The 8768-nt window shown below is 40.6% G+C and carries 6 protein-coding genes; 4 read left to right on the plus strand and 2 right to left on the minus strand.

The genetic code is table 11. The annotated features are described in order from the left end of the window. Window positions 1-7: 7 nt before the first annotated feature. Together HMPREF9010_RS12190 and HMPREF9010_RS12185 are read right to left on the minus strand one after the other, a co-directional pair. Window positions 8-1483 (minus strand): glycosyltransferase family 2 protein, encoded by a 1476-nt coding sequence (locus tag HMPREF9010_RS12190; protein ID WP_008649005.1) that lies wholly within the window; start codon window positions 1481-1483, stop codon window positions 8-10. Window positions 1484-1494: 11 nt separating this feature from the next. Beyond that, on the minus strand, window positions 1495-2661 hold the full coding sequence (locus HMPREF9010_RS12185) for a HEAT repeat domain-containing protein (protein WP_008649008.1): 1167 nt from the start codon (window positions 2659-2661) through the stop codon (window positions 1495-1497). Window positions 2662-2986: 325 nt separating this feature from the next. Here HMPREF9010_RS12185 and HMPREF9010_RS12180 point away from each other — a divergent pair, with 325 nt between their 5' ends. The 4 genes from HMPREF9010_RS12180 to HMPREF9010_RS12165 all read left to right on the plus strand — a co-directional run bounded on the left by HMPREF9010_RS12180 (window position 2987) and on the right by HMPREF9010_RS12165 (window position 8716). Then, window positions 2987-4351, plus strand: a complete 1365-nt coding sequence (locus tag HMPREF9010_RS12180) for an LruC domain-containing protein (protein ID WP_008649009.1) — start codon at window positions 2987-2989, stop codon at window positions 4349-4351. Between the two features lie 115 nt (window positions 4352-4466). Continuing rightward, window positions 4467-5159, plus strand: a complete 693-nt coding sequence (locus tag HMPREF9010_RS12175) for a DUF6250 domain-containing protein (protein WP_004307492.1) — start codon at window positions 4467-4469, stop codon at window positions 5157-5159. Between the two features lie 35 nt (window positions 5160-5194). Next, entirely contained in the window at window positions 5195-8266 is a 3072-nt protein-coding gene (locus HMPREF9010_RS12170; protein WP_008649010.1) for a chondroitinase family polysaccharide lyase, read from the plus strand. Between the two features lie 69 nt (window positions 8267-8335). Continuing rightward, window positions 8336-8716 (plus strand): hypothetical protein, encoded by a 381-nt coding sequence (locus HMPREF9010_RS12165; protein WP_004304438.1) that lies wholly within the window; start codon window positions 8336-8338, stop codon window positions 8714-8716. Window positions 8717-8768: the final 52 nt, after the last annotated feature.

Genomic DNA, 8768 nt, shown 5'->3' on the forward strand with positions numbered 1-8768 from the left:
TTCTTGTTTAAATCGTAGCAGGTTCGGGCTTCATTGCCGTTATATCAGTACCGTCTGCACTTTCTTCTTTCTGCTTGAATCCCTTACGTTCCATGTTTTTCCACTTGAAGTCTCTATTGGTCAGATAACTGAGGTATCCTCTCAATGAACAGAAAGTGATGATGGGATGATAGAAGATAGGCTCTAATATGGACGCAATGATAATCCACAGATATTCATATCCTCTTTTATATAGCATCCCGACATAGTAGTCGTAGGTAATAACAACGATGGAAAGGAACTGGCAGAACGTATAGATCGTCAGGTAAATCATCCATGCCGTGTTCCAGTTGACTGCTCCTGTAAAGGCCAGATAGATAAATACTATCAAACCGACGAGCTCGATGATCGGCGCCAGAAACTCAAAAACGAACATATAAGGCAGAGTTAACAGTCCCATCTGTTTATACGTCTTTTTGAAAATCATCTTACGATGGATATTAAGTGTCTGGAACAATCCCCGTGCCCAACGGGTACGTTGCCGGTAAAGCATTGCCAGGTTGGGAGGTCCTTCCGTCCAACAACAAGTATCAGGAATCTGTACGATCTTATAAGGACGGGAGAAGTCGCACATATATCCTACCATGCGGGTGATGAGGTCCATGTCTTCGGCAAAAGAGGGAGCATCGTATCCTCCGGCTGCAATCGCTACCGAACGATCGAAAAGACCGAATCCACCGGAAACATTCGGCATACCATTGATAGCGGACCATCCCATCTTACCAATCAGATAAGAGCGCATATATTCCAGATTCTGGAAAAGTGGAATCGGTGTACGGGGAGTTCTAACGTCTATGATTTGTCCGTCTTTCACGACGCATCCGTTAGCCATCAACATCGTTCCGCTGACTGCAATTACTTGTTTTTCTGAAGATATAATGGGCGAGATACAACGATAAAGAGCATACTTTTCCAAAATGCAATCCACATCCGTGCAGATAAAATAAGGATGAGAAGCAACGTTGATACCCGCATTGGATGCATCCGCTTTAGTTCCTCCATTTTCTTTGTCTACAACGATGAGTCGGCTGTATTTCGGGTTGGAGGATTTGAGGAGTCTTCGGAACGGTCTGGTTTTGATTCGCTCGATATAAGCATAGGGCACTTCTACCAGTTCATAATATTCGGTCATCTTTTCCAATGTACTGTCCGTACTTCCATCATTTACAATAACCACCTCGAAAAGCGGATATTCCAATGCAAGCATGGAGTTCACATTATCAATGATTGTCTTTTCTTCATTGAAGGCAGGAGCAATTACCGAAATGCCCGGTGTATAGGGGGATTCCTTGATTGTTTTCCGTATATAGCTTTCCACATAGTAATCCTTTCTCCGTTTTAGAGAAATGAAAGAGAGGAAGGCGAATGTGACGAAGAATATCGCCAGCATGCTCGTATAAAAGAATACGAAATAATTGAAGAATGTAAATATTATATCTCTCATGTTCTCTAGTTTTACTGGTTGATTAACGGATGCTTGGTGTGGGCAAACAATATAGCTGTGTGGGAATCTGCTTTTCTTTCCAATTGATCGAATGTTTTCCTTCCCATTGCACTATACTCATAGAGGGCTTTGAGTATGACTCTCTTGGTTCCCCAGTTATCTGCTTCATCATAAGCATTGTAAAGAAATCCTAAAGCCTTATCGGTCTTTAGATCCGCAATAGCCGAAATGATTTGTCGTTTGACTTCTTCCGGTTGTACATTATACATTTCAATCAGCTTAGGTTCAACCTCTTTGTATTTTAGTTTACCTAAAGTCTTGATCGCTTCACCTCGTATTTCCACAGAACGAGCATTGAGTTGCTTCGCGAGAATTGGGGCACTTTCGGTTTCATTATATAGCCGGATTTCGTTGATAAAGAATATCTTAACGTTTTCTTCAGCTGAAGTATTCACCCATTTAATAAAGGTGGGTGTGTTATATCCCACTTTCTTACGGTGCTCCAAGATAGCGTGTAACTCCATCATGTCCCATTGCCTTAACTTCATGCCGATGTCTTCGTCGAAGAAGCGGAACGGGTCACCCTGGCTTAACCACATATAAGTATAGCGTGCCGAGTTTCTTAGTTCTAGTTCACGATGATAGAGGAAACGCACCAATACCGCTTCAGAGGCATAGCCATTGATGGACTGAATAAGTTTCAGAGCTTGTATCTTTGATCTTTTGGAACCGAATTGAAGTTCGCGTTCAAGGAAACGTGTGATTTGGAATACGGTTTGAATCGTTTGATAGTTTAGTTCATTGATCTCATCTTCATGCACACTCTTGATTTCTGTTAATAGTTGAGTGATAATGCGTAACTCGTTAGGTTTCGGGCGCTTTTTCGTATCATATTCTAATCTGTCAGCTATCTCTTCTTCACTCAATGTGTTGGAATCTAGTGAGATAGATTTCATTTCTTCATAATACTTATCAAATGCTTTATTGTATTTCCGTTTCTCTTTTCGCCTTTTAAATATACCATATATAATATGGAATAGGAGAAATAAGTACGCAATAATACAAAACATTACAGCAATTGAGCATATTCTTATGATTAAAGGATAGCCAATAAACTTGTAATATATCCAATAGAAATAATATTCTATGTAATCTATACCATACAGTACTTGATCCATTTCCCTTGATATATTTATATATAGAACTTGTATATTCGGAATAAAAGCTCTATATTTGTTGTATTGAATGTTCTGTCTAATGCAAATATACGAAATAACTTGTATATATTATCCATTGTTCATGAACAGGCTTTTTGAGCCCTATTTTAGCTCTTGTGATTATTCTCGATGGAAAGGATTGAAATTACAAATAAAAGCAAGCAAAAAGCTATTAGGAGTTAAATATATTTTTGATAAGTTAACAAATGGAGCCTGGAAATAAGTGTGATAAGCCAGGTTCTCATGCGAAACAAAAACAAACAATAAATTTAAAAATTAAATTAAGATGAAAATTAAAAGTTTGGTGTATGTCCTTATGGGGACAATGTTGGTTACTACTTCCTGCTCTGATAATGAGTTGGAAAAAGGTAACGATGGTTCGGGAACTGTTGACCCGGTAAATGCTTCTGCACTTGTGAATGTATATTCCGATAAAAGTGGTTCTGAAGCGAGTCTGCTTGTGGGAGATGTATTAGTGAAAGATTCCCGTACTCTTACGTTGAATGTTCCTGCTGCTTGCGAGAAAGTGTATATGAAATACAATACAGTTTCGGGAACAGAAGCTACAAAAGAATTTGCTTTGTCTCCTGTTAGTCGTGGTGTAGATCAGAGTACTGGTTTCAATTTTGAAACAAACCGTCTGGCATCGGTAACTCTTGCGCTTCCTGAAGATGCAGTGCAGCCGACAAATGAAACGGACCAAGGCTATCTTTTCTATCATAACACAGGTGTGGTGATGTTCGAAGATGGTTGGCCTATTCAACTGGATTCATGGTATGATGAAGATTTCAACGATGTTGTATTCGAGTATGACTTGAAGGTGACTGAATGTCATAGTCAACAGATGATGGAGACTGTAGGAGGTAAAGAAGAATTGTTGTTGACTTTGGATGTTCGTGCTGTAGGTGGTATATACCCGACTGTGTTAGGTGTTGTACTGGATGGTTTGAAAAGCGAGTATGTTGATCGGATTACTGCAAGCCTTGTACTAAAAGGTGGTCAGGGAACAATGACAGACTTAGCTAAAGAGGAACTTTCTACAAAAAATATAGTGAAAGTTGAAAATAAAAATTGGAATTGGAGTAATGATACTCGCAAAGAACCGCGTTTCGCAATATTGACAGTGGATAAAGCACAAGGAACTGTTATTACACTGGATGGTTTAACTTCTTTGATGGATAATAATCAGGATATGTTTCAGGTAACACAAGGAAAAGTAAGAGAAGGACTACCTATGTTGCGTGCTGAAGTTAGACTGATTGGTAAAGAAGGATTAACTGGAGCTGAAAGAGATGCTCAGCTTGCAGCATTTAGAGAGTTGATTTTAGATACTAATAGACAGAATTTCTTTATTAAGGTGAACGGTGGTAAAGAAATACACATGAGGGGTTATGCACCGACTTCTGCTTACAAAGCAGAATATGAAGCATTGGTTGCGGGTGACACTACACTGGATGCAAATGTTTATTATTCAAATACCAAAGGTTCCACTTGGGGAGTTAAACTTCCGGTTGGCACACGTCATGCTTATGAACGTGTACCATTTAGAGAAGCATATCCTGATTTTACTAAATGGGTAGATAGTAAGGGTGCTTCAAACCAGAAATGGTATGAGAATTTTGTTGATGAAAAAACTATAAGATATTGGTAATGCAAATTATCAGTCAATACGTTATTTGAGATATTTTGTACAATTTGAACCCCTCTTTTTTCGAAAAGAGGGGTTTCTTTGTATTCGGAAGAATAATCTTTAAACTAATACCGTAATGACGAAGCGATTTTTTATAGGCTACAGTTTGATTACTTTTTTTCTCTTAAATAGTGTGGTGCTTTTGGCACAACACAAAGCTTCCTTTGTGCAGCAATGGAAAATAGAAGATGCATCCCATGCTTTGCAGATAATAGAACGTGCAGATACATTAGAATTGATAGTTCCGGACGGACTGACTATGTGGTATCGGCAACGATTGACGGGCGATTATGAAATAAGTTATCGTATTTGTATGGTGATGCAAGGTGGAAAGTATGACCGCTTGAGTGATCTGAACTGCTTCTGGGCTGCCAATGATCCTAAATACCCTGATGATCTTTTTGCTCGTAGTCAGTGGCGTGACGGCATCTTTAAAAACTATAACACATTAAACCTTTTCTACGTTGGATACGGAGGAAATGATAATTCAACGACCCGTTTCCGTCGATACAAAGGAGAATATTATGGAGTGGCAGATGACAAGGTGAAACCTTTATTGAAAGAATATACCGATGCCTCTCATTTACTCGTCCCCAATCAGTGGTATGAGATTCGGATTCGAGTGGAAAAGGGAATCACAACTTATTCTGTGAATGATGAAGAGTTGTTCCGCTATACCCTTGCGGGTAGTGAAGGTGACGGACACTTCGGTTTACGTCTTTTGCAGAATCACGTACTCTTTACAGATTTTAAAGCGACTATACTTTGACTTATATACTGAAAACCTAATAAGACTATATTTCCATGATGAAACAACCTTTTACTAAATTTGGAGTGACAACTCTGTTTTCTCTTTTGTGTTCAGCATTCTTTCATGCGCAAGTTGTAACAGATGAACGGATGTTTTCTTTTGAAGAACCGCAAATACCGGATTGTATCACCGCTACTCATTCCCGCCTGTCGGTATCTGATCTGCATTATAAAGATGGAAAACATTCGTTGGAATGGACATTTGAACCGGGTGGAATATTGGAACTCAAGAAAGACCTGAAGTTTGAGAAGAAAGATCCGACCGGCAAGGATTTATATCTTTCGGCTTTTATTGTGTGGGTTTATAATGAAGTTCCCCAAGATGCGACCATTGAGTTTCAGTTTCTGAAAGACGGCAAACGATGCACATCTTTCCCTTTTGGTATTAATTTCAGTGGTTGGCGTGCCGCATGGGTTTGCTATGAACGTGATATGCAAGGCACACCGGAAGAAGGCATGAATGAACTCCGGATTATTGCTCCAAATTCAAAAGGAAGCCTTTTCATCGATCATTTGATTACGGCTACTAAGGTTGATGCACGTCAACAGACGGCCGATCTGCAAGTTCCTTTTGTCAATGCCGGGACCACCAACCATTGGCTGGTTGTCTATCAACACTCGCTTTTGAAACCTGATATTGAATTGACTCCTGTAGACGATAAGCAAAGAGCAGAAATGCAACTGTTGGAAAAGCGTTTTCGTGATATGATCTACACGAAAGGGAAAACGGCAGATAAAGAAGTAGAAACCATCCGCAAGAAATATGATTTCTATCAGATAACTTACAAGAACGGCCAAGTATCGGGAGTACCTATCTACATGGTACGTGCTTCAGAAGCTTATGAACGGATCATACCGAACTGGGATAAAGATATGCTGACTAAAATGGGAGTGGAAATGCGTGCTTATTTCGACCTGATGAAAAGAATTGCCGTTGCATATAATAATGCGGCAAATCCGGTGATTCGGGAAGAAATGAAGAAGAAGTTCTTAGCAATGTACGATCACATAACCGATCAGGGGGTAGCTTATGGTAGTTGTTGGGGAAATATCCATCATTATGGCTATAGTGTTCGCGGTCTGTACCTGGCATATTTTCTGATGAAAGATGTGCTTAGGGAAACCGGGAAACTTCAGGAAGCCGAACGGACATTACGCTGGTATGCGATTACTAACGAAGTATACCCTAAACCGGAAGTCAATGGAATTGATATGGACTCTTTCAATACACAGACCACCGGACGCATTGCCAGCATTTTAATGATGGAAGATACACCGGAAAAACTACAATATCTCCGGTCTTTCTCCCGTTGGATTGATTTTGGTTGCCGTCCTGCATTGGGATTATCCGGTTCGTTTAAAGTAGACGGAGGTGCTTTCCATCATCGAAATAACTATCCGGCTTATGCTGTGGGCGGACTCGATGGAGCAACCAATATGATTTATCTTTTCAGCCGGACGGAATTTGCTGTTTCCGAGTTAGCTCATGAAACAGTGAAAAATGTACTGTTGACCATGCGTTTCTATTGCAATAAGCTGAACTTCCCTCTTTCCATGTCCGGTCGTCATCCGGATGGAAAAGGTAAACTGGTTCCTATGCATTTTGCTATGATGGCTTTAGCCGGTTCTCCCGATGGAAAGGAGGAATATGATAGTGAAATGGCTTCTTCTTACCTCCGTCTGATTTCAGACCCAAGTATTGCAAATGACTCTCCCGAATATATGCCTAAGGTTTCAAATGCTGAAGAACGTAAGGTGGCAAAACTTCTTATAGAGAAAGGTTTCCGTCTGGAACCGGACCCGCAGGGAAATATAGCGATGGGATATGGTTGCGTCTCTGTTCAACGTCGTAGCAATTGGTCGGCTGTGGCACGTGGACATTCCCGTTATCTATGGGCGGCAGAACATTATCTGGGAGCAAATCTATACGGTCGCTACCTGGCACACGGCAGTTTGCAAATATTGACTGCTGCACCGGGACAGACAGTAACTCCCGCCACTAGCGGCTGGCAGCAGGAAGGTTTTGACTGGAACCGTATTCCGGGAGTGACATCTATTCATTTGCCATTGGAGCAATTGCAGGCTAAGGTGCTCAATGTGGATAGTTACTCTGGAATGGAAGAGATGCTTTACTCCGACGAGGCTTTTGCCGGTGGTTTGTCTCAACAGAAGATGAATGGTAATTTCGGAATGAAGTTACATGAGCATGATAAGTACAACGGATCACATCGGGCACGTAAATCTTACCATTTCATCGATGGAATGATTGTCTGTCTTGGTTCGGATATTGAAAATACAAATACGGAGTTCCCGACAGAAACGACTATCTTCCAATTGGCAGTTACTGATAAAGCAGGGCATGATTATTGGAAAAATTATCAAGGAGATAAGAAAGTATGGGTGGACCATTTGGGAACGGGTTATTATGTTCCAACTCCCATCCGGTTTGAGAAGAACTTTCCTCAATACTCGCGAATGCAAAATACAGGAAAGGAAACAAAGGGTGATTGGGTTTCTTTGGTTGTAGATCATGGAAAGGCACCGAAAAACGGAAGTTATGAATACGCTGTTCTGCCTCAGACGAATGAAACTCTGATGAAGAAATTTGCAAAGAAGCCCACTTATAAGGTATTACAGCAAGACCGGAATGCACATATTGTAGAGTCCGTTTCCGAACAGATCATTTCTTATGTGTTGTTTGAAACTCCTGAAACGACATTGCCGGGTGGTTTATTACAACGTGTGGATACTTCCTGTCTGGTTATGATTCATAAAGGATCTGCTGATAAGATTAAGTTGACGGTGGCACAACCGGATTTAGCTTTGTATCGCGGTCCAAGCGATGAAGCGTTTGATAAAGATGGGAAACGCATCGAACGTAGTATCTATTCACGACCATGGATTGAAAATGCCAGTAGTGAAATACCTGTGACTGTAACGATAAAAGGGCAATGGAATGTAGAAGAAACTCCGTTTTGCAAGGTGATTTCTTCTGATAAGAAGCAAACAGTTTTGCAGTTCAGTTGTAAAGATGGTGCTAGCTTTGAAGTGGAGTTAAGGAGATAAAAGTCAGACAATAGGAGTACATTTTGTAGTGTACTGAATAAGTTGACACTTCTTAAATTCGAAATTCACATGGAAGAATTAAAAAAGAAGTACACTCCTTACACAGAATCTGAACGAATGTCGTATATTCGTGAGTATTTATCGACTTCCGAAACGAAATATCAGTTTGCCAAGCGTACGGGTATTTGCCGTCGTTTGCTGATTCTTTGGCTTGATAAGTATCATATAAATGATAAAGTTATGAGTACAGAACAACCCTCTTTAAGAAAAGACTCTGATGAGTCTCTCAATGAACTGGAGAAAGAACTCGCTGCATTGCGTGCCGAAAATCGCAAGCTTCAACGTGCTCTTCAGGAGGAAAGTCTTCGTCATGAAGCTTGTGAGGAATTGATTAATCTTGCGGAGTCAACCTATCACATCAAGGTTCGAAAAAACTCCGATGCCAAGTAATCGACACCTTGTCACAGGGGAACTGTGCCCGTCATATGCGCGGCAGTCTGCA

The organism is Bacteroides sp. 3_1_23 (genome assembly GCF_000162555.1).
Taxonomy (GTDB): domain Bacteria; phylum Bacteroidota; class Bacteroidia; order Bacteroidales; family Bacteroidaceae; genus Bacteroides; species Bacteroides ovatus.